The following is a 19,691-nucleotide window of genomic DNA, read 5'->3' as shown; positions in this document are numbered from 1 at the left end:
GGGTCACGCCGGTCACAGCAGCGTGGCGACCCCGGCGAGGGGCGTCGACGCGGCTTTATGATCGGCTCCGTCACCGTCGACTTCCTGGAGAGTTCATGTCGAGCACCGCAGGCCGCTGGTTCCGCTACGCCGCCATCGCCGAGACCTTCTCCTGGGTCGGCCTGCTCATCGGCATGTTCTTCAAGTACATCGTGGTCAAGAACGACATCGGTGTGTTCGTCTTCGGCCGGCTGCACGGCGCGATGTTCGTCTTCTACCTGGTCACCCTGCTGTGGACCGCCCGCGTGCACCGCTGGAGCTTCGGCCGGCTCGTCGTCGGCGGCGCGGCGTCGATTCCGCCGTTCCTCGGCCTGCTGTTCGAGCGCTGGGTCGCCAAGCGCACCCCGGCTGCCCCGCCCGCCGAGACCGAGCCCGCGCTCACCCCGGCCCGCTGACCTACTCCAGCACATCGGCCCCGGCCGGGGCGCGATGGCTCATGAAGATCCCGAACGGGATCGACAGCAGCCACATCGCCGCGGCCAGGGCCGTACCGACGTAGAACGCCACCGGGATCGACAGCAGGAACGCCACGACCGGCGACAGCGCCATGATCGAACCCCAGCGCATCACGTCCGGGGTCACCTTCACCCGCAGCAGGCCGGCCTTCCAGGCATAGCGCAGCAGCACCACCTCCAGGCCGCTGACGATCGCACCGGTCACCGCATACGCGCTGACCGCCAGCGGGTTGCCGAAGTAGTCGCCCAGCAGCGCGGTCGGGAACGGCATGAACGCGATGAACGCCAGGTAGAGCATGTTGCGCGCGATGAGACCGTAGTCGACCCCGCGCATCACGCTGAACATCTTGTGGTGGGCCAGCCAGTACCGGCCGATCAGCGCGAACGAAAGGAAGAAGCCGGCGAACTCCGGCAGCAGGTCGACGAGCTTGGCCAGCAGCTCTCGGACGCTGGTCACCTCGCTCAGGCGGGGCACCCCGACCTCGACGATGAGCAGGGTCATCGCGATCCCGAACAGGCCGTCGCTGAACGCGGTCACCCGGCCGAACTCCACCGAGTCGCGCGCCCAGACCCGCGCGGAGCCTCGAACCACATGATCACTTTAGGTCGGAAACCAGGGGGGAGCGGCCGGAATCCGGCACGCGCACCGGATCATGCGGTACTTCGCGGGCGAGCCGCTGATCTAGGCGCGGTGGGCGCGCCAACGCACTTGTGTAACATCCTCTGACGGACATCGGTCGTTACTCGGGGGTGGCGTCATGTTGGATACGGCACGGTCGTGGGCCGAGGGATGGACCGTCTCGCGACGGGTACCGCGGCCGGTGGACGTGCCCTGGGGACTGCGGATCGAGGTCGGCCAGCCGACCCAGACGGTCCGTCACATCCTGCTCGGTGCCGACGCCTCGGTCGCCCGCACGCTCATCGGCACGGTCAACGAGCCCACCACGTGCATCAAGGCATTCCTCCCACAGGGCGACATGGATCCGTGGTTCTCGTCCGAGTGGGAGCCGACCGCTGCCTGCTTCCTGATGACCGCCGACCTGCGTCCCTCACGCGCGCAAACGCCGGACGGGTACACGGCCGTCGTCGAGACCGCCGGCGGCGTCGCCTCCGTGCGGGTCCTGGCCGCCGACGGGGAACTCGCCGCGGCCGGGCAGGCCGGTCTGACCGATACCGCCTGCGTCTTCGACCAGGTCGTCACCGACCCGGCTCACCAGCGCCTCGGCCTCGGGACGGTCGTCATGGGCATTCTTGCCGGCGCGGCCGTCGAACACGGCGTGACCGCCGGCATTCTGGGCGCGACCGTCCAGGGCCGAGCGCTCTATGAAACGCTCGGCTGGAAGGTCCACTCACCACTGACCGGCTTCGTCTACCAACCCGCCGCCGCATGACCTCATGCGCGCAGCGAACCCTCGGAGGCGACCATCCAGGCGGACTGCCGCCGGTCACGCCTCCCGAGCGGTCCGCCGCCCGCCCCGCCACTTGGCCAGATACGGCAGCGCGAACAGGTAGAGGCCGCTGAACAGGAGCAGGGCGAGCGGCAGCAGGGGCACGTAGGAGATCCAGACGATCGGATCCTCCTGCGCCAGGGCGATGAACGTGGCGATGACGGACCCCGTGAAGGCGATGGACACCCAACGGTGGAATTGCCTGATCCACTTGTTCCAGTTCATGGTGTTCTCCTGAGGAAGACGGGTCGCCCACTCCCCGCCTACCTGCGGGGATGGCCGCCACGTTAGTTGCAGCGGCCGTCCCCGCGCTTCTCGATTCGTGACCGATCCGGCGCTCGCGGCGCGGCCCATCCGGGGACAGGCAGCCGATTCTCGACACGCGCCCGGCGTTCAACCGGAAACATCATGAGCAGAGTGGGGCGGGAGGGCGGCGATGGCGCAAGCGGGCGGCGTGCCGTACCGGACGTCCCGGTCGCTGCGCCTGATCGTGCTGCTCACGATGGCCGCCGGGTTCCTCGACGCGTACACGTTCCTCGGTCGGGGCGGGGTCTTCGCGACCGCGCAGACCGGCAACGTGGTGCTGCTGGGCGTGCAGGCCGCGCAGGCGCAGTGGGCCGAGGCGCTGCGGCACGTGCCGCCGATCATCGCGTTCGTGATCGGGGTCTGGACGGCCGAGACCATCCGGCAGCCCCGGATCGCCGCGGCGCTGCACCGGCCTGTGCGCGCCGCGCTCGTGCTGGAGATCCTTGTGCTGGTCGTCGTGGGCCTGCTGCCGCCGGGCGTCTCCGACGACCTGGTCGCGGTCATGATCGCGTTTGTGGCGTCGGTGCAGATCACATCGTTCGGGCTGATCGGCCGCTGGTCGTTCAACACCACGGTCACCACCACCAACCTGCGCAACGCCGCCCAGGCCGTGTACAGCGCGGTCGTCCGCCACGACCGCGACGCGGCCGCGCAGGCTCGCAGCCTGTGGCCCGCCGTCGCCTCGTTCGCCGTGGGCGCGCTGCTCGGCGGCCTGGCCACCGCGCACTTCGGCGATCAGGCGGTCTGGCTGGCAACTGGGCTGCTGCTGGCTGGGCTGGCGCTGTTCCTGGTTGACGACCGCCGCCGCGGCGCCGCCTGACCGGGCACGCCTCGGCGGCGTGCCTGCTTGCCGCGGCTGCGGGCGGCGGCGAGACTCGACCCGTGATCACGGTGGTGGGCGTGCCGATCGACTGCGTCGGCGTGCCCGAGGTGGGCGACCCGCCGTTCGGGACGGAGCTGTCGCCCGGCGCGCTGCGCGCCGCGGGCCTCGTCGCGGCCGTCGGCGGTCGCGACGGCGGGGACCTGCCGGTACGCCTGGTCGGCAGGGTTCGCGACGAGCACACCGGCGTCATCGCGTGGCCGTCGGTGCGCACCATGACCGACCTGGTACGCCGCCACGTGCACCAACTGGTCACCGCTGGTCACCTGCCGCTGGTGGTCGGCGGCTGCTGCACCCTGCTGCCCGCCGTGCTCGCCGGGGCACGCGACGCGCTCGGCGGGGCAGGACTGGCCTACCTCGACGGTCACCTGGACCTTTACGACGGGCGCACCTCCCCCACCGGCGAGCCGGCCGACATGCCGATCTCCGTGGTCACCGGGCACGGGCCGGTGGACTGGGTGGACCTGGTCGGCGGTCCCCTGGTCACCCCGGACCGGCTGCGGCTGCTCGGGCCGCGCGACCGCGCCGAGGCGATCGAGTACGGCTCGGTGCTGCCCGAACAGCTCGGCTACCAGCCCGAGTCGACCCCTGCCGACCTGCAGGAACAGGGCATGGCCGAGGCGGGTGCGGCGGCCCGCGACGCGCTGGCCCGGGGCGGGTCCTACTGGGTGCACCTGGATGTCGACGTGCTCGACCAGCAGGCCTTCCCGGCCACCGACTACCTGATGCCGGGCGGGCTGCGCCTGGCCGAGCTGCGGGAGCTGATGCGTCCGCTTACCGCGTCCGACGCCCTGGCCGGGGTATCCGTCGGCTGCTACAACGCCACGAAGGACCCCGACGGCTCGTGCGCGACCGCGCTGGTCGACCTGTTCGCCGACCTCCTGCGGGCGCGCTGACGGCAGCGGTCTCAGACGCGTTCGGCGGCGCGGGCGATGTTGCGGGCCATGTCGCCGAAGACCAGCGAGTGCAGCGGCGCGGTGGCCCGCCAGTAGAGGTGCCCGGCCAGGCCGCGGGGCAGGAACACGCTGCGCTGCTCGTACCGGCTGCCCCGCGGGTCGTCGCTGACCCGCATCTCCAGCCAGGCGCGGCCCGGCAGCTGCATCTCGGCCCGCAGCCGCAGCAGCCGTCCCGGCTCGACCTCCTCGACCCGCCAGAAGTCCACGGTCTCCCCGGCCCGCAGCACCGCGGGGTCGCGGCGGCCGCGGCGCAGGCCGATCCCGCCGACGGCCTTGTCGAGCAGCCCGCGCGCGGTCCAGGCCAGGTCGGAGGAGTACCAGCCGTTGTCGCCGCCGATCCCGGAGACGACCTCCCACAGCGCCGACGGCGGCGCCTTCACCCGCTCGGTGTGCTCGTCGACGTAGAGGTCCCCGCCGGACCAGTCCGGGTCGGTGGGCAGCGGCTCGGCCGGGGACCGCGTCCACGACCCGGTCGCCCAGTGGGTCTCCACCTCCGCGTCGCGGACCCGCAGCAGGGCCAGCCGGACCGCCTCGTCGAACGGCTTCAGCCCGCCCGTCGGGTCGGTGACGTACCGGGTGATGTCGTGCTCGTGGCAGACCGCCTCCTGGATCAGGCTCTCCACCAGGGGGGTCGCGATCGCGCCGGGAACCGGCGTCACCAGGCCGACCCACAGCGACGACAGCCACGGCGACAGGGTGCGCACCGGCACGACGACCCGGCGGTTGAGCCCGGCCACCCGGGCGTAGCGGCTCATCATCTCCCGGTAGGTCAGCACGTCCGGCCCGCCGATGTCGAAGGAGCGGTTCACGTCGCCGGGCACGCTCGCCCAGCCGACCAGGTAGTGCAGCACGTCGCGGATCGCGATCGGCTGGATGCGGTTGCCGACCCAGCGCGGCGTCACCATCAGCGGCAGCCGCTCGGTCAGGTGCCGCAGCATCTCGAACGACGCCGAGCCCGAGCCGATGATCACCGCGGCTCGCAGCGTCACCGTGGGCACGCCCGACGTGGTGAGGATTCGGGCGACCTCGTCGCGTGAGCGCAGATGCGCCGACGCACCCGAGTCCCGGTCCGGGGCGGGACCGCCCAGGTAGACGATGCGCCGCACGCCCTCCTGGCGAGCCGCGTCGGCGAAGGTCTGCGCGGCGCGCCGGTCGATGTCCTCGAACCCCGGCGAGCCGAGCGAGTGGACCAGGTAGTACGCCACCTCGATGCCGCGCAGCGCGCGCCGGGTCGAGGCGTGGTCCAGCACGTCCGCCTCTACGACCTCGGCCTGCGCGGCCCAGGGCACGTCACGCAGCCGGACCGCCGACCGGGTCAGGCAGCGCACCCGGTGTCCCGCCTCGATGAGCCGCGGGGCGAGCCGTCCGCCGATGTACCCGGTCGCCCCGGTGACCAGCACCCGTCGGCCGTTCCCGGCCCGCCCGACCATACGCCCAGCCTAGGGCCGTCAAGGCGGTGCGTCGGGCGGAATCGGCGGTACGGGGCACGGTCCTGCCGCAACCGGAGTAATCGGCTATATCGGACCGGCGATCTCGATACTCTCGCGTGGGACGACCCCTGAATCCTCCGCCCGCGACAGGAGCGCAGATGGTCACGATCGGCCTCATGGCGACGCTGCACGCCGCCCCGGGCATGGCGGACGAGGTCGCCTCGTTCCTCACCGGCGCGCTACCGCTGGTCCAGGCGGAGAAGGGCACCGTGGCCTGGTTCGCCTTCCGCATCGACGAGTCGACGTTCGGGCTGTTCGACGCGTTCGCCGACGAGGCCGCGCTGCAGGCCCACCTCGACGGCGACCTCGCCGGCGCGCTGATGGGCCACGCCGGCCAGCTGCTCGCCAAGCCGCCCGAGATCCGCACCGTGCACCTGCTGGCCGCCAAACTGCCGGGCTGAGCGCTCCGTTCAGTAGTGCTCGACGACCACGTAGACGTCGGGTGCGGTGTCCGTGCCCGCCACCTGGACGGTCATGTCGTTGCGCCCGTCGCGGGCGGAGTACCGGGGCGCGGCCGCGTCGAGTCGCCAGCCGTACTCGCCGGGCACCGGCCGCGGCGGGAACGGCTCTTCCGACGGGCGGAGCCCGTGGTACTCGCGCGCGTCCCCCGACCACCACGCCCAGCTCGCCAGTACCAGGGCAGCCGCGGCGAGCACGATGCCACCGAGGCGGAGCAGGCGCGGGCGCCGCGGCGCGTCGAGGTCGGGAGGAGAAGCCGTCACGGCTCGGCACGATAACAGAACCGCAGGTCAGAGCCTGTCGGCTGGACCGGGCGCGCTCAGGAGCGCAGGTACGCCAGCACGGCGAGCACCCGGCGGTGCTGGTCGGCGTCAGGGGCCAGGTCGAGTTTGGCGAAGATGTTGCCGATGTGCTTCTCGACCGCCCCGTCGCCGATGACCAGCGCCCGGCCGATCGCGGTGTTCGAGCAGCCCTGCGCCATCAGTTCGAGGACCTCGCGCTCGCGCGGAGTCAGGGTCTGCACCGGGTCCCTCCTGCCACGCAGCATCAACTGGGCGATGACCTGCGGGTCGAGCACGGTCGCGCCGGAGCCGACCCGGTCCAGCGCGTCCAGGAAGCCGTCGACGTCGACCACGGCGTCCTTGAGCAGGTAACCGACGCCGCCGCGCCCGTCGGCGAGCAGTTCGTCGGCGTACGCCAGCTCGACGTACTGCGACAGCACCAGCACCCGGGTGTCCGGGGCGGAGCGGCGGGCCTGCACCGCGGCGCGCAGGCCCTCGTCGGTGTGGCTGGGCGGCATGCGCACGTCGACCACCGACACGTCGGGCGCGTGCGCGGCGATGACGGCGACCAGGGCCGGCCCGTCGCCCACCGCGGCGACGACCTCGTGACCGGCCTCGATCAGCAGCCGGACGATGCCTTCGCGCAGCAGCACGCTGTCCTCGGCGACGACGACGCGCATCCGCCTCACGCCACCGGCACGTTCGCCGGGGCCTGCGCCACCAGGATCGTCGGGCCGCCCGCCGGGGAGTCCACCGCGAACTCGCCGTCCACCGCGCGCAGCCGGTCGGCCAGCCCGGCCAGGCCGTGGCCCTTGGCCAGGTGCGCGCCGCCCACGCCGTCGTCGGTCACCATCAGGTACACGCGACCATCCTGCTCGGTCAGCTCCAGGCGGGCTGAGGCGGCCCCGCTGTGCTTGGCGACGTTGGACAGCGCCTCGGCCGCGACGAAGTACAGGGCGTTCTCGGTCGCCGCGGGCAGCCTGCCCTCGACGGCCAGGTCCAGCGTGACCGGCACGGTCGAGCGCTCGGCGAGCGAGGTCAGCGCGGCGGCCAGGCCCCGGTCGGCCAGGATCGGCGGGGCGATGCCGCGCGACAGCGCCCGCAGCTCGTCCAGTGTCTCCTTGGCCTGCCCGAGCGCGCCGTCGATGGTCTGCCCGGCGCCGTCCGGGTCGTCGGTGAGCTGGCGTCGCGCCCGGGACAGCTCCATCGCGAGCCGGATCAGCCGCTGTTGCGGGCCGTCGTGGATGTCGCGCTCCAACTTGCGCAGCGCCGCCGCCTCCGCCGACACCGCCGCCGCGCGGCCCTCGGTCAGCTGGTCGATGCGGCCCTGCAGCTGGGCAAGGCGGGTCAGCAGCATCGAGGCGAACCCGGCGTGCAGCGCCGCCATGCCACGCTGTACCGCGTACACGGTGACCAGCGCGAACACGCCCGCGAGGGTGTTGAAAACGGTCCGGGTGGACTCGTTGTCGGCCCCGAGAAGTTTCTCGATCACGATGTTCTGGCCGTCGGTCTCCGGCACGAACCGGCCCCAGATCCAGTAGGTCAGCCCGCCGAGCACCATCGCCCACCAGGTCACGGTGAACACGAAGGCGACGATGGCCACGGGCAGGTTGACGATGCCGTAAAGCAGGTCGAGCCAGCTCTGGCCCTGGCGCAGCGGGTTGGTCAGGCGGCGGATCCAGCCGGCGCCCTCGGGTGCGGGCTGGTAGCGCGGGCGGGGCACCGGCCGGTCGTAGAGCTTCTGCAGTCGCAGCCGCTCGATGTCGGCGAAACCGCGGGCGACCAGCAGCGCGGCGGCGAGCACGGCCACCCCGATGAAGAAGGTGACCAGCGTGCCGACGCCCGCGGCGAACAGCGCGATGCACAGCGCGAACGAGGCGACCGCGAGCGGCAGGCCCAGCAGGTTGTACGCGGCGTCGAGCCCGAGGCGGCGAAGGATCGTCATGTCGCATGACGTTATGCGCCCTGGCAGCCCGTTCCCATCCCGCTGCCCGCCGAGGTGATGGTGGGGACAACCCCACCATCACCGCTGCCCGGTGACGCGGCGGCCGCCCTCTCCAGGAGCGGGCTCGCCAGGGTGCGGGCACAGGGGCGGTCCGGTGATTGCCGCCGGACCGCCCCGCGCGGTCAGATCGTCGGGCCCGGGTGCAGCCGGGACAGCTTGTCCAGGCTCGCGTCCCAGCGTTTGTGGGCCTCGGTGAGTGCCTTCTGCCAGGACGCGGCGGCCTTGGCCTGCTCGGTCAGCACGTCGTTCACCTCGGCGAGGTGCGCCGACAGGTCCTTGTCGGCGTCGGCGGCCTTGCGCACGTCCTTGGCCGACAGGACCTTGCCCAGGTCGGTGCGGGCGGCGGCGGCCAAGCGCAGGTCGCGGGCGACCACCTCGACTGTCTTTCGTGGCATCGTCGGTCTCCTCAGGCGATGGGGTTGAGGGCGGCCCACGGCGCCTGCAGCGGCGATCCGTCGACCTGTATGCCGCCGGTGGTGATGTTGCCGACGACGGCGGCGGCGGCCGCTTCGCCGCTCGCGTCCTTGCCGACCATGATCGTCATCGACGGGTAGCCGCCCTGGACACGGTTGCCGTGCACCGCCGCGGTCGCCCCGGCCAGCCGTACGACGGCCTGCTCGGCGCCGCCCGGCTGGGCGCAGCGGTTGCCGCTCATCAGCACGTCGCCAGGGGTCTGCACGGTGACGGCCACGTCGTCGGCCCCGCCGTGCAGCGTATTGCCGGTCAGCTCGGCGTGGCCCGGCACGTCCTCCTGCAGGTAGGCGAAGCTGCCCGCGAACGACACCCGCCCGGCGGTCGTATCCATCGCGCGCACTCCCCCGGCCCGCTGGCTCACCCCGTTGACCATCGCCAGCGCCGTCCAGCCGGGCCGGGCGACCGGTGCCGGGCCGCCGCTGAGCACGATGTTGTCCGCGACGAGCGCGGTGTCCTGCCAGCCGCCGCAGATGATGCCGTAGGCGTTGCCGACCGCCGCGTTCGGGCTGCCCACCCGGTTGACGGTGTTGCCGGAGATGCGGACCTCGCGGTTGGTGGCGGCCATGATGCCGTAGACGTGCCGGCCCCGGCCTGCGTCGGCCTCGTCGGCGGCGAGCCCGTCGACGGTGTTGCCGACGACCGCGCCGTCCGCGGCGCCGACGACGGCGATGCCGATCGTCGCGCCCGCGCGGCTGAACAGGCCGGCAGCCCGGCCGGCCGACGCGCCCGACGCTGCGGGGTCGTGCGCCGCCGACGGCGCGCCCCCGACCGGCGGGCCGAGCACGATGGTCTGCTCGTCGGCTTCGACCCCGGCCGTCGCCGTACGCCGCCGGGCGGCTGTGGCCTGGGCAGCCGTGGGCTGGGCGGCGAGGAGGCGGCCACCCTCCTCGACCGGGTGCAGGTCCAGGACCTGGTTGTTGTCGACGGCCACGTGGCCGCCGACGGAGCCCGCGGTCGACTGCACGAGGATGCCGGCCGCGCAGCCCTGCACGACGTTCTGCTTGACGATCGCGCTGCGCAGCGGCGCCACCACGACGATGCCGGCGTCGCCGAACCCGCTGACCTTGTTGGCCAGCACGTGCAGCACGCCGTCCAGGGTGTCCGGCGGACCGGTCTCGGCCTCGATGCCCGGACAGCCGGTGCCGCGGTCGGTGGAGATGACGGTGTTGTCGCAGATCCGGGCGCGGCTGCCGGTCAGGATGCCGCCGCCGCGCACCTCCATGATGTTGCCGGTGATCACGAGATCGCCGTCGAGTTCGGCGGCGTCCTGCAGGATCAGGCCGGTCGCGCTGATCGCCCGGTCGGCGCAGTCGCTGAAGGTGTTGCCGGTGATCGCGACCAGGCCGTCGTGCTGGATCACCCGTTCCGCGGAGGCGGCGAAGTCGATGCCGCGCTGGTCGGTGCCGAACAGGTTGTCCCGGATCGACAGGCAGTAGGTGAGCAGCCCCGACTCCTTGCCCTCGGCCGTGGTCAGGGCTTCGATGCCGGTCGCCGACTGGAACAGGCAGCCGGTGACGGACACGAAGCGGTTGAGCCCGGTCAGGCCGAGGCCGGTGCCCTGGCGCTGGACCAGCCACAGGTGTTCGAGCCGGATCAGGGTGTTCGCGCCGGTGAGCGTCACGGCGGGCTGCTCGCCCTGGCCGGTGACCGAGAAGTCGGACAGCACCACGTCCTGGCAGTACGAGACGTCGATGCCGGTGTCGCGGGCCAGCAGCCGGCTGTCCGCGCCCGCCCCGACCAGGCGCAGCGACCGGGCCTCGTGCAGCCGGATCGGCTCCTCGAGCTGGTAGTCGCCGGGGCACAGCCGGACGGTGCCGCCGCCGCGCTGGCGGATCTTCTCGATGGCGTCCTGGACGGTCATCGAGCCGTCCGCGTGCGACTGCGGCGTCACGCAGATCTCGCACTCGCAGCTCTCCCCGGTCGCGACCGGCCAGTCGGGGCGGCAGTCGGACTGGATGCTGCCGGGCATCTTGACCAGCGCGAGCCGGGCGAAGTGGTGGTGGATGCCCAGCGGCGGTGCGGCGGTCAGCTGCTCCAGCGACTCCTCTGGCGTCGGCGCGGTGGCGCGGGCCGCGAACACCCAGTGGTCGCCGGGGCGCGGCTTGCCGGCGCCGGTGAAGCTGAACGCGACGGTGATGCCGTGTTCGAGGGTGACCGCCGATCCGTCCGCCGGGATGGTCAGCAGCGGCGAGTCCCACTTGCGTACGCGCAGGTGGTGCGTCGAGGGGGCGAGGTCACCGGGCAGCGCGCCGGAGAACGTGATCGTCGAGGTCGCGGAGTCGACGGTGACCTTGCGCAGCTCCCCCGGCAGGTGGTTGAGCTCGCGGCGATCGTCGGTGATCTCCACCCAGTCGTTGTCCTTGATCCGCAGCACGTCGTCGCGGCCGAGGGTGTCCAGGCGCAGCTCCGTGGCGGTCACGAAGGTGGCTGCGCTGGCGACGGTCGCGTTGTCGCGCGACCAGAGGAACTGCGTCGGCGAATACAGCTCGACGCGATAGAGCTGGTTCTCCGGCCCGCGGTAGCCCTTGCCGGGCGGGATCTCGCAGGGGTCGTCGGCCGCGTCGACGTCGACGGTGCCGGTGGTCAGCCGGGCCGACGACGGGGCGGTCAGCTCGTTCCACTTCGGGATGTCCGAGCCGCAGGACGCGTCGGCGCCGACCGCGAGCAGGCGCACCTGCCAGGCGATCTGGGTGCGGATCGAGGTGTCGACGCCGATCGCGCTCTCGATCAGGTCCGGGGTGTTCAGGTGCGTGCGTTCGCGCTCCCACACCTGCAGGTAGGCCAGGTGCGTCCCGCTGGTGGGCAGCTTGTCCGGCGTGGGCCAGTAGGGCTGCTTGTCGTAGGCGGTCGTCCCGGTCCCGTTCGGCTCCGCGAGGACCGGGTCGAAGGCCGGGGTGTCGCCGTGGTTCTCGACGAGGACGCCGTCGACGTACATCCGCCCCGCGCCGATGGAGATCGCGCCGCCGGACACGGAGATCTCGAACGCCTTCGGGGTCAGCCGCGACACGATCGTCGGTGTCGGGGCCAGGTCGGCGACCTGGGCGCGCCCGCGCCGGTCGGTGATCGCGTGTTCCTCGTTGAGCTCGGCGTCCACCACCAGCCGGCCCTGCTCGAAGCCGACGCCGCTGTAGTCGTTCCGCGGATCGAACCGCACTCTGCTGAGGTCAGCACCCATGATGGACAGTCCTTGAGGTCGCTGTGTCAACTTGCATAGAAGATGCCCGCCTCGAGGCCGAAGCGGAGGTACTCGTCGAGGCGGGCCAGCAGGTTCGCCTCGCGTTGCGGCGCGTACAGGTGGTTGCCGACCCCCATCTCGCTCTCGTTGTCCGCGCCGCGGCGGATCTCGTCGGCGGTCGTGGCGCGCAGCTGGGCGTAGCCGGGCTCGGCGAAGCGCAGCGAGGTGAAGTCGGGCGGCGGCTGGAACACGCAGCGGTACTTCTGCGGGGTCAGCGACTCCTCGGTGATGAAGCTGAACCGCACGCACCCCTCCTGGCGGCGCGACGCGGTGACGGTGCCGAGCACGATCGAGTTGGAGATGTCCACCCGGACGGCCTCGATCGCGCCGACGACCGTGCTCTCGTCGAGCTTCAGCGCCGCCACCGCCAGCGCCGTGTCGGCCACCGCGGCGGCCTCGACGACGCTGTCACGTACGGCGACGGTGGCGCCCTCGACGGCGGTGATCGGGCCGGTCACGCACCGGTCGATCTCGACGACGGCGAACGGGTGCTCGATGATCAGGCTTGCCGCCGCCGGGGTGCCGGGTTCGTTGGCCAGGGTCCGGGTCAGGCCCGGCACCAGCGTGCAGTGCTTGAGGATCACCTTGCGTACGGCGATGTCTCCGGTGTCCTTGAGCACCAGCGGCCCGCCGCTGATCATGAGCCCGTCCAGCACGACGGCGCCGTCCTTGCCGGGCTTGAGCTCGATCGGTCCGGCGGCGGCCAGCAGCGGCCGGTGCCGGTCGGCGGCGCGCAGGACCACGGTCTTCGCGTCGTCGGTGGTGATCACGGGGGTCTGGGCGTAGCGCCCGTTGTCCTCGATCTCGACCGCGCCGCCGCTTTTTACCTGGTCGAGCGCGGTCTGCAGATCGGGGTCGGCGACCACGGGACCGTCGGCGGCCGAAGGCGACCGGTCGTAGCCGCCCCCGCCGATCCGCATCGCGGTCCCGTAGTGGTAGTTGGCCACGGCCCGGACGGATCCGGTGACCGGGTCCGGGAAGTAGACCCGGCCCAGGACGGGGTCGATGGCGATCTCGCCCGATCCCGGCGCAGGCGCGTGCGCCCAGTCGCCGGGCACGTCGGACAGGTCGCAGAAGCGCACCTTGCCCGGGGTGGCCGCGCCGAGCAGCCCGACCAGCAGGCTGCGGTCCTTGCCGTAGTAGGCGTCCTGATGCGCCTTCAGCCAGCGGCGGGTCAGCGGCAGCGGCACGTCGAGCTGCGTGGCGAGGTGGGCGATCTCGTCCTCGGTACGCGGCGCGCCGTACAGCCGTGAGTCGATGCCCAGCGGGTGGAACCGGAAGCGCCGCTGCGAGCCGGTGTCGGGCACGAGCGGGCTGCGGGTCAGCTCGACGGCCTCGACGCGCCACAGGAAGATGCCGACGTTGTGGATGTTGTACCGCCCGGCCCGGGTGGCGATGCGCCGCACCTCGGCCGTGTGGGCGTAATCGTCGAACGCCGTGCCGATCCACTCCAGCTGGGCCGGGTGGCGCAGGTCGGGGGTGCCGCCCTTGCCGGGCCGGATGTGGTTCATGTACTGGGTGGCGGCCAGCCGCTCGAAGAACTCGACGGCGCGCGCCTTCCAGCCGGTGACGTCGAAGGCGAGCTGCTCCAGCATCGCGGCGGTGCCCTTGCGCCGCCGGTAGGCGATGGTGTTGGCGACCTCGGCACGCGGCGAGCCGAACGGGCCGGACAGCGGCCGGTAGCCGATGAGGTCGCCGAGGTAGGGCACCGCCCACGCGGCGGCGGTCTCGACGAACTGGTCGTCGTAGAACTGGTCGAGGCTCTCCTCCAGCACGTCGATCTGCCCGGCGATCACCTCGATCAGCTGTTCGAGCTGCCCCGCGTCGCGGGTGCGGTACACCCGGGGCATCAGGTCGTAGAGCCGGGCGACGGTTTCGGGGCGGGCGCTCATGTGGGCATCTCCGTCAGCCAGGTCAGCGGATCGGCGGTGAGCAGCAGCAGCTCGGCGCCGTACACCTGCGACTGCGTCGCCTGCGGGCCGTCGGCGAGCAGCCGCTGCTGGTGGGACTGGGCCGTGCCGCGGTAGAGCAGGTCCAGGTCGACGGCGACGACGCCGGCGGCCCGGTGCGCGGCGGCGATGACCTCGGACTGCTGCACGGGCCGGGCGAAGTCGCGGGCGGCGAAGCCGAAGGACGCGGTGAGGGTGTCGGCGACCGCGCGCAGCACCTGGCTCAGCTCGTACGCGGGGTCGCGGCGCACCTTCATCCGCAGCTGGAACGGCACCTGCCGGTGCGGGACGACGACGACGGGCACCAGCGGGTCGCCGTAGCCGTGCAGCGCGTTGACCAGCCTCGCCCGGACCTGCTGCGGGACGGGCGTGCCGCCGGGGCCGGCCACGGTCACCACGATGGTGCGCACGTGGCGTACGGGCAGCACGGTCGCGGCGGCCTTGGCGATTCCGGGGAACGTCCGCGAGAAGTCCGCGTAGTCGGTCAGCGACACCGCCCGCCCGAGCGTGGTCGTCGACAGGGGGATGCCGGCGCGGGCGTGGTCGGCGGCGTCGGGGTCGGCGCCGCCGAGCGCGGGCGCGGGGTTGGTCACCCCGGTCACGCCGAGCGGAGGGGAGCCGAGCTGGGTCAGCGCGCCCGCGGGCAGGTTGCCCGCGGCGCCGGTGCCCTTGCGGTAGCGGGCGCGGACGTTGTGCTGGCCGGTCGGCACCCGTGCGCCGCGCACGCCGTCGCCGAAGCCGACCTCGACGGCGCCGGCCGGGGTGTCGGCGGTGGCGTAGACGCGGTCGCCGGGCCGGGCCGGGTACAGGGTGGGGGTCTCGGTCCACAGCACGTCGTTGACGCGCAGTTCCAGGGTCGACGACGCGCCGGCCGGGTTGTCGGCCTGCACGAACGTCAGCGGCGCGTGCGCGAGTGCGAACCGCTGGAACGCCTTGGCGGCCTGCCCGTCGCCGAGCAGCTGGTGCACGGTCTCACCGTGGGTGGCCGCGGCCACGTTGCCGAAGATCTGCACCGTGTCGCGGGCGTGGTGGTGGGCCAGGTCCTGGGTGAAGGTCAGCACGGTGTCGGGTCCGGACTTCACCGCCGACAGCAGCGTCGCCGTCTCGGTCTGCTGACCCACGACGAGCAGCCTGCGTCCGGGTTCGAGGTCGGCGACGTGGCCGCTGACGGTGATCTGGCCGCCGGTCACCGGTGAGGTGTCGGGCTCCTCGGCGAGGGTCAGCTGCTCGCTGCCGGCGTACACGGTGGTCTGGCGCACCTTGTCGAAGAACGTGAGGTACTGGCTGTAGGAGCCGCTGAGCTTGACGCGGGTGACCTTGCCGGAGATGGCGAACTCGGCCCGGGACAGCTCAGCGAGCGACGCGACGGTGAAGTGCCGGTGCGCCGTGCCGTCGCTGAGCACGATGTGGCTGCCGCCCAGGTCGGGGTGGGAGCCGTCGACGTCGACGCGCAGGTACCAGGGCTGTGACGGGTAGTCGGCCGGGTCGCCCCAGCCGCCGGAGGGCATGGGCTGGATCCAGTACGACGGCCAGTCGGCGCAGGTCTCACACCCGTAGCTGATCTTGAACTCTTTCGCCATGGACTTCCACAGCGGGGCGTTCCAGCCGAACACGCTGAGGCGCTTGCGCATCACGTACGCCGTCAGCGGACCCGCCACGGTCAGCGCATCCTGCCAGGTGACCAGCGTCCGGTCGAGTTTGTCCTGCCGGGCGGCGCTCGCGATCGGCCGCACCTCGAACCCGGCCGCGCCGTGGAACAGCAGCAGATCGCCGGGTTTGAGGTTGGCGGCCAGGCCCGCGGTGTACAGCGACGTGCGGCCGCTGCCGACGACCGTCTTGCGGGTCTGCAGCGGGCGCAGCGTGTTCCACCGCGGGCTCGCCTCGATCGGCTCGACCGTCTCGAAGACCTGCTGCTGCTCACCCGGGCCGGGCACGCTGCGGACCGGGGTCCCGGCGGGGATCGGCACCGACTCGGGCTGGCGTACCCGGTGGAACGGCGACGTCGCGGCCGACACGGCGGCCGGTGGCGGCGGCTCGACGTGGAACGCGAGGTCGGTCGCGGCGGCCACGCCGGGACGCAGCCGGTAGCCGACGAGCCTGCCCAGCTCCGTCAGCGACAGCCGCTCGGTGGCGGTGCGCAGGTAGGACTCCTGCGCGAGCCGCTCGGTGTAGAACGTCAGCACGTCGGCGACGCTCGCGACGCCGTCGAGCAGCGCCATGGTGAAGTCGTCGCCGGCCCGGGTGGTCAGCGCCGCCAGCGCCGGGCGGTCGGCGGAGGTGAGCCCGGCCTGCAGGCTCGCCTTGAACTGCGCGTACACGCCGGGACGGTAGGCGACCTGCGGCAGCGCCGGGCGGTTGAACACCTCGACCGGGGTGGCGGGCGCGACGCCCTGGCAGCACCCGCAGGCGCACTGTCGGCTGCTCAACGTCCACCCCCGAGGGTCAGTTCCAGCACGCCGTGCTCCGGGAAGTTCGGGTTGTTGTCCAGCCGGGCGATCTCCAGCCGGCTCATCGGCAGCACCCCGCTGTCCACTCCGGTCACGCCGGGATCGTTCTGGCGGCGGAACGTGTGCACCTGCACCGACGTCACGCCCGGCACGGCCTGCGCCGCGGCGTAGACCGGGCTCAGGTACACCGGCTGGGCGAAGGTGAGCCGGTCGGCGTGGAACAGGCCGGTCAGCGCCTTGAGCAGCTCTCTGCGTACGGCAGAGCGGGCGTGGGCGGGGCCGACGCACACGTGCACGCCCAGCTCGATGGGCACGAACCGGGGCGCGTCCAGCTCAAGGTCGTAACCGGCCAGCCGGTAGCGCTCCAGCCGCGCCCGCTGCTCCTGCTCGAACGCCGCGTCGACGGGCAGGCCGCCGAACCGGTCCACGGTCAGGAACACGGTGTGCCAGCTACCGGTCCAGCGCCAGGTCGCGGCGGCCCGCTGCACCTGCTCGTCACGGACCGCGACCTCCTCCCAGTCGGCCGGGGTCACCGCCCGCTCCTGCACCAGGTATGCCTGCGGCGCGTCGCGCCGGACCTCGTCGCCGCTCTCCGGCTCGTGGCCACCGCCCGCGGGCAGCGGGTTCGTCACCGCCGTCACCGAGGCGGTCGTCGCGACGTGCACCAGCGTGCCCGCGCCGACATTGCCCGCGACCCCGTTGCCGACCCGGTACGCCGCGGTGAAGACCAGCCCCGAGGCGGGATTGTTCAGCCGCAGGTAGGCGGTGCCGTCGTGCTCGGCCTCGACGGCGAACTCCTCGGCGTCGTCGGCGCTGGCCAGCAGGTCCCAGCGCGGCTGCCAGGTGTGCGTGCCGTCGTCGAGGGTGATCTGCGGCCGGGCCCCGCGCGGCGTCGCCGCGGTCACCGCCGCCGCGGCGACGGGGCGATCCAGGATGGACAGGGTCCCCGCGTCGGCGCGCACCCGCACCACGGTCGCCCCGTCGCTGACCGACCACTCGTCGTGTGCGCCGCGCACCGTCACCGGAGCGTGCTGGAACGTCACCCCGTGGCTGATCAGCCAGTCCTTGACCGTCGTGGTGAAGGTGCGGGCGGTCAGGTCGGTGACGACCCCGGCGTCGAGGTCGGTGGTGACCCGCACCCGGGGGTTGACGTCGACCCGCTGCGACAGCGGCCGGTGGCGCAGCTTCGGCCGGAACCGGGCCGGGACCTGCTTGCGCTGCTCGGTGCCGCAGTGTTCGGTCTCGCCGGCGTAGACCAGGTGCGGCTGCGGGACCTCGCCGAGCTGCTCGGTGGTGCTGCGGCCGTGGTCGGCGACCACGATGTTGCCCCACGCGACGCTGACCGGGTCGGGGCCTGCTGCCTTGGCGCTGACGCACACCGCGAACGGCAGCCGGTCGGCCCGGTCCCAGGCGATCTCGGTGATCGCGACGGGGTCACCGGTCGGCGTCGGCAGGAACTGGCCGCCGGACGGGTCGCTGGACGGCTCGACCTTGGTCAGCCGCACCGCGCAGGTGTGCGCCGGGTCGGCGTCGGCGGTCTTGCCGTTGACGGGACTGCGCACCTCGGCGAAGACCAGGAGGTCGCCCGCTTTCAGATTCGGGTGCTCGCCGAGCAGGGTCGCCGTGGTGCTGCCCTCGGGCAGGCAGCACTCGTCGTCGCCCCAGGTGTAGAAGTGCAGCTCGTTGTGCTCCTCGTAGAGCACGAAGCGGTCGACGGTCTCGAAGACCGCCGCGCCCGCGTTGAGCGCGGCGCGCTCGCCGTCGGCGTCGAGCCGCGGTTTGAGCCCGTCGACCTTCGAGTACACCTTCGTGCCCGCCGCCAGGACCACCCCGTTGCCCTCGCTGGTGCAGCGCAGCAGCGCCCGCGCCGAGCAGCCGTCGTGCAGCCGGTAGTCGACCAGGCGGGCATGGCGGCGCAGCGAGACCCGGCTGCGGGCGGTGCCGAGGTAGGCCTCGGTGGCGATGGCGTCCTGCCGGTACGACAGCCGGTCGGCTTCGTAGGCCAGCAGTTCCACCATGGCCACGCCCAGGTCGGCGGGGTTGCGCTCGCGCCAGCGCGGCGAGACCAGGCTCAGCCGGTCCAGCAGCATCCGCCGGAAGCTCGCATAGTCCTTGGCGAGGTAGTCGAGCTGCGGCGCCTGCTCAAGCTGGTCGTTGCAGTGGCACTCGTCGCGGCAGTCCCAGGTGGCGTCGCAGTCCACCTTGAAGGTGAACTCGACCTCGTCGAGGACCGGGTCGACACCGGGCGCTGTCAGGTGCAGCGTGTAGTACGAGAAGTCGCCCGTCTGATCCGTGCGGACCACCAGGACGTCCTGCGGGTCGGCCAGCCCGGACACGATGCCCGGGTCCTCACCGGCGGGCAGCGCGTTCGCTGCGGCGACCCACTCGACGCCGACGGTGCGGACGCGCTCGCCGCCGTCGATCGTGACCTGGTCCTTGGTGATGCCCGAGGCTGCCTTGAGCAGCCGGACGAGCAGCGTGCGCTGCCGCGGCCCGGCCGTGGCGACTTCGAGGTACTCGATGCCGTTGAGCAGCCCGGCGTCCTTGACCACGCGCAGGCGCCTGTCCTGGCAGCAGGTGTACCTGGTGCTCATGCCGCCGCCCCCGGGGCCGTGAACTGGTCGGTCCGGCGCTGCTGGGTGCGCCGGACGACGTAGTCGACCGACACCCGCAGCGCCCCGTCGTCGCCGGTCACCTCGACCGACTCGACGGCGATGAGGTGGCCCAGCCACTGCTGCAGCGAAGCCTGCACGAGGAACTGCGTCGTGGCGGCGAGCTCGAAGCTGTTGGGTTCGAACGTCAGCGCCAGCAGACCCGACCCGAAGTCCGGCCGCATCACCCGCTCACCGGGGCTGGTGAACAGCACCTGCGCGATCATGTCCTTGACATGCGCCTCGTCGTCCACGGCGGCGGTGCGTCCGGTGGCGTCGAAGCGGTACGGGAACCCGACGTTCATGTGGCCACCGCCCGGGGCTGGACCATCACCGGCAGCAGCGGCGAGCCGGTCGAGCCGCAGATCGACACCCCGGCCTGCACGGCCACCGGCATGCCCATGACGAACACCCGGGCCGCACCGGCGACCCACGTCCCGGTCTGGCAGAACACGCCGCTGGGCGTCAGCGAGCAGCCGGCGATGGCGTACGGCGTGCCGACGGTGACGATCGGCTGGCCGCTGACGGTGACCCGCGGGTTCGGGGCGAGCGGGGTGGCGACCCCGGCGTGCGAGCACAGGATCGCGGCTCCCGCGTGGACGATCGGACCGGGCAT

The 19,691-nt window shown here is 72.6% G+C and carries 18 protein-coding genes; 5 read left to right on the top strand and 13 right to left on the bottom strand.

Features of this window, described 5'->3' with window-relative positions:
* Positions 1 to 95: 95 nt before the first annotated feature.
* The gene (locus F6W97_RS03040) at positions 96 to 434 is read left to right on the top strand and encodes a DUF3817 domain-containing protein (protein ID WP_155368535.1); all 339 of its coding nucleotides are present in this window, start codon (positions 96 to 98) and stop codon (positions 432 to 434) included.
* A 1-nt stretch (position 435) separates the two neighbouring features.
* Here F6W97_RS03040 and F6W97_RS03035 read toward each other — a convergent pair whose 3' ends face one another.
* Positions 436 to 1,086 carry a TMEM175 family protein gene (locus F6W97_RS03035; protein ID WP_155368534.1) on the bottom strand — a complete coding sequence of 217 codons (651 nt, stop codon included), beginning with the start codon at positions 1,084 to 1,086 and terminating at the stop codon, positions 436 to 438.
* Between the two features lie 166 nt (positions 1,087 to 1,252).
* Here F6W97_RS03035 and F6W97_RS03030 point away from each other — a divergent pair, with 166 nt between their 5' ends.
* Positions 1,253 to 1,885, top strand: a complete 633-nt coding sequence (locus F6W97_RS03030; protein WP_155368533.1) for a GNAT family N-acetyltransferase — start codon at positions 1,253 to 1,255, stop codon at positions 1,883 to 1,885.
* A 54-nt stretch (positions 1,886 to 1,939) separates the two neighbouring features.
* Here F6W97_RS03030 and F6W97_RS03025 read toward each other — a convergent pair whose 3' ends face one another.
* Entirely contained in the window at positions 1,940 to 2,167 is a 228-nt protein-coding gene (locus F6W97_RS03025; protein WP_155368532.1) for a hypothetical protein, read from the bottom strand.
* 211 nt (positions 2,168 to 2,378) lie between these two features.
* Here F6W97_RS03025 and F6W97_RS03020 point away from each other — a divergent pair, with 211 nt between their 5' ends.
* Entirely contained in the window at positions 2,379 to 3,068 is a 690-nt protein-coding gene (locus F6W97_RS03020) for a YoaK family protein (protein WP_155368531.1), read from the top strand.
* A 62-nt stretch (positions 3,069 to 3,130) separates the two neighbouring features.
* Positions 3,131 to 4,024 carry an arginase family protein gene (locus tag F6W97_RS03015; protein ID WP_196278948.1) on the top strand — a complete coding sequence of 298 codons (894 nt, stop codon included), beginning with the start codon at positions 3,131 to 3,133 and terminating at the stop codon, positions 4,022 to 4,024.
* 11 nt (positions 4,025 to 4,035) lie between these two features.
* Here the strand turns inward: F6W97_RS03015 and F6W97_RS03010 are convergent, their stop codons facing one another.
* Positions 4,036 to 5,514, bottom strand: coding sequence for an SDR family oxidoreductase (locus F6W97_RS03010; protein WP_155368529.1), 1,479 nt, complete (start codon positions 5,512 to 5,514; stop codon positions 4,036 to 4,038).
* A 158-nt stretch (positions 5,515 to 5,672) separates the two neighbouring features.
* Between F6W97_RS03010 and F6W97_RS03005 the strand changes: the two genes are divergently transcribed.
* Positions 5,673 to 5,975: a putative quinol monooxygenase gene (locus F6W97_RS03005; protein WP_155368528.1), complete on the top strand. Its 303-nt coding sequence runs from the start codon at positions 5,673 to 5,675 to the stop codon at positions 5,973 to 5,975.
* Positions 5,976 to 5,984: 9 nt separating this feature from the next.
* Here the strand turns inward: F6W97_RS03005 and F6W97_RS03000 are convergent, their stop codons facing one another.
* The 10 genes from F6W97_RS03000 to F6W97_RS02955 form a co-directional block, all read right to left on the bottom strand.
* Positions 5,985 to 6,296 (bottom strand): hypothetical protein, encoded by a 312-nt coding sequence (locus F6W97_RS03000; RefSeq protein ID WP_155368527.1) that lies wholly within the window; start codon positions 6,294 to 6,296, stop codon positions 5,985 to 5,987.
* Between the two features lie 56 nt (positions 6,297 to 6,352).
* The gene (locus F6W97_RS02995) at positions 6,353 to 6,994 is read right to left on the bottom strand and encodes a response regulator (RefSeq protein ID WP_155368526.1); all 642 of its coding nucleotides are present in this window, start codon (positions 6,992 to 6,994) and stop codon (positions 6,353 to 6,355) included.
* Between the two features lie 5 nt (positions 6,995 to 6,999).
* Positions 7,000 to 8,259, bottom strand: a complete 1,260-nt coding sequence (locus F6W97_RS02990; protein WP_155368525.1) for a sensor histidine kinase — start codon at positions 8,257 to 8,259, stop codon at positions 7,000 to 7,002.
* A 182-nt stretch (positions 8,260 to 8,441) separates the two neighbouring features.
* Complete coding sequence (locus tag F6W97_RS02985; protein ID WP_155368524.1) at positions 8,442 to 8,714, bottom strand: hypothetical protein; 273 nt, start codon at positions 8,712 to 8,714, stop codon at positions 8,442 to 8,444.
* Positions 8,715 to 8,725: 11 nt separating this feature from the next.
* The gene (locus tag F6W97_RS02980) at positions 8,726 to 11,968 is read right to left on the bottom strand and encodes a DUF6519 domain-containing protein (protein ID WP_155368523.1); all 3,243 of its coding nucleotides are present in this window, start codon (positions 11,966 to 11,968) and stop codon (positions 8,726 to 8,728) included.
* A gap of 26 nt (positions 11,969 to 11,994) precedes the next feature.
* Positions 11,995 to 13,920 carry a hypothetical protein gene (locus F6W97_RS02975; RefSeq protein WP_155368522.1) on the bottom strand — a complete coding sequence of 642 codons (1,926 nt, stop codon included), beginning with the start codon at positions 13,918 to 13,920 and terminating at the stop codon, positions 11,995 to 11,997.
* Complete coding sequence (locus tag F6W97_RS02970; protein WP_155368521.1) at positions 13,917 to 16,403, bottom strand: putative baseplate assembly protein; 2,487 nt, start codon at positions 16,401 to 16,403, stop codon at positions 13,917 to 13,919. Before F6W97_RS02970 ends, F6W97_RS02975 begins: the two co-directional genes overlap by 4 nt.
* Positions 16,400 to 19,018 carry a putative baseplate assembly protein gene (locus F6W97_RS02965; protein WP_155368520.1) on the bottom strand — a complete coding sequence of 873 codons (2,619 nt, stop codon included), beginning with the start codon at positions 19,016 to 19,018 and terminating at the stop codon, positions 16,400 to 16,402. Before F6W97_RS02965 ends, F6W97_RS02970 begins: the two co-directional genes overlap by 4 nt.
* Positions 19,015 to 19,380: a GPW/gp25 family protein gene (locus F6W97_RS02960; RefSeq protein ID WP_155368519.1), complete on the bottom strand. Its 366-nt coding sequence runs from the start codon at positions 19,378 to 19,380 to the stop codon at positions 19,015 to 19,017. Before F6W97_RS02960 ends, F6W97_RS02965 begins: the two co-directional genes overlap by 4 nt.
* A complete protein-coding gene (locus tag F6W97_RS02955) occupies positions 19,377 to 19,691 on the bottom strand; it encodes a hypothetical protein (protein WP_155368518.1) in 315 nt (104 codons plus the stop codon). The genes F6W97_RS02960 and F6W97_RS02955 overlap by 4 nt, the downstream gene beginning before the upstream one ends.

It is taken from the genome of Catellatospora vulcania, assembly GCF_009720385.1.
GTDB lineage: Bacteria > Actinomycetota > Actinomycetes > Mycobacteriales > Micromonosporaceae > Catellatospora > Catellatospora vulcania.
Note: the sequence above shows the minus strand (reverse complement) of the source record. Positions and strands in the feature narration are given on the sequence as shown.

Bases quoted from the DNA above. Each gene is read 5' to 3' on its own strand.
- F6W97_RS03040 (WP_155368535.1), top strand. From the start codon at position 96: ATGTCGAGCACCGCAGGCCGCTGGTTCCGCTACGCCGCCATCGCCGAG.
- F6W97_RS03030 (WP_155368533.1), top strand. From the start codon at position 1,253: ATGTTGGATACGGCACGGTCGTGGGCCGAGGGATGGACCGTCTCGCGA.
- F6W97_RS03025 (WP_155368532.1), bottom strand. From the start codon at position 2,167: ATGAACTGGAACAAGTGGATCAGGCAATTCCACCGTTGGGTGTCCATC.
- F6W97_RS03020 (WP_155368531.1), top strand. From the start codon at position 2,379: ATGGCGCAAGCGGGCGGCGTGCCGTACCGGACGTCCCGGTCGCTGCGC.
- F6W97_RS03010 (WP_155368529.1), bottom strand. From the start codon at position 5,514: ATGGTCGGGCGGGCCGGGAACGGCCGACGGGTGCTGGTCACCGGGGCG.
- F6W97_RS03005 (WP_155368528.1), top strand. From the start codon at position 5,673: ATGGTCACGATCGGCCTCATGGCGACGCTGCACGCCGCCCCGGGCATG.
- F6W97_RS02995 (WP_155368526.1), bottom strand. From the start codon at position 6,994: ATGCGCGTCGTCGTCGCCGAGGACAGCGTGCTGCTGCGCGAAGGCATC.
- F6W97_RS02990 (WP_155368525.1), bottom strand. From the start codon at position 8,259: ATGACGATCCTTCGCCGCCTCGGGCTCGACGCCGCGTACAACCTGCTG.
- F6W97_RS02985 (WP_155368524.1), bottom strand. From the start codon at position 8,714: ATGCCACGAAAGACAGTCGAGGTGGTCGCCCGCGACCTGCGCTTGGCC.
- F6W97_RS02980 (WP_155368523.1), bottom strand. From the start codon at position 11,968: ATGGGTGCTGACCTCAGCAGAGTGCGGTTCGATCCGCGGAACGACTAC.
- F6W97_RS02975 (WP_155368522.1), bottom strand. From the start codon at position 13,920: ATGAGCGCCCGCCCCGAAACCGTCGCCCGGCTCTACGACCTGATGCCC.
- F6W97_RS02965 (WP_155368520.1), bottom strand. From the start codon at position 19,018: ATGAGCACCAGGTACACCTGCTGCCAGGACAGGCGCCTGCGCGTGGTC.
- F6W97_RS02960 (WP_155368519.1), bottom strand. From the start codon at position 19,380: ATGAACGTCGGGTTCCCGTACCGCTTCGACGCCACCGGACGCACCGCC.
- F6W97_RS02955 (WP_155368518.1), bottom strand. From the start codon at position 19,691: ATGCCCGGTCCGATCGTCCACGCGGGAGCCGCGATCCTGTGCTCGCAC.